The sequence below is a fragment of the Halobacillus sp. BBL2006 genome (genome assembly GCF_000786645.1).
Taxonomy (GTDB): Bacteria; Bacillota; Bacilli; order Bacillales; family Halobacillaceae; genus Halobacillus.
Genome location: NZ_JRNX01000973.1, coordinates 1 through 555 on the forward strand (window position 1 = coordinate 1; position 555 = coordinate 555).

1 pseudogene is annotated in these 555 nt (G+C 52.4%); it reads right to left on the reverse strand.

Annotated elements, in window-relative coordinates:
* A pseudogene (locus tag LD39_RS21485) lies at positions 1-536 on the reverse strand (hypothetical protein); the annotation flags it as partial.
* Positions 537-555 lie beyond the last annotated feature (19 nt).

The following is a 555-nucleotide window of genomic DNA, read 5'->3' on the forward strand; positions in this document are numbered from 1 at the left end:
GTAATCGATACGGCATGGAGACCGAGGAGCTTTCCGTGCACATTCGTAATGAAGATGCCGACAGGGTTCGGATAGATCAATTCATATTCATCATTGTATTCGGGGTGGTGCGTCGCGTAAAACAGTTTTACGAAACCAGTATAATCGACGACATATCCGGTGATCGGATCGAACACAGAGCTGAAGCCTTTTTGCACCCAGTTACCGTAAAAGGCGGGGTTGACCCAGCGGTGTCCATCTTCGCCTCGCAGCGCCACTCTCGACATCATCTCACTATAGATACGATCAAGGTGTGGGACTAGGACGAGCGATACCGGATCCAGTTCTTTATCCAAATCAGGTGCAAGTCCGCCGCTCAAATCCTTCGAATGGATCGGAGTACCTTCAAAAGTAAAGTCCAGATCGCCATCACGAGCAGCACGCGGGATGATCTCGAGTAAGAACCCAGGTGCGTGTTGGGCCCACAAGCTAATGCCGCGTGCGGCCTGACATGTCGGGTTAAAGCCTTGGCCGATGCCAAGGGGCTGTCCAAGCACCTGCAGTGAACCGGCTACA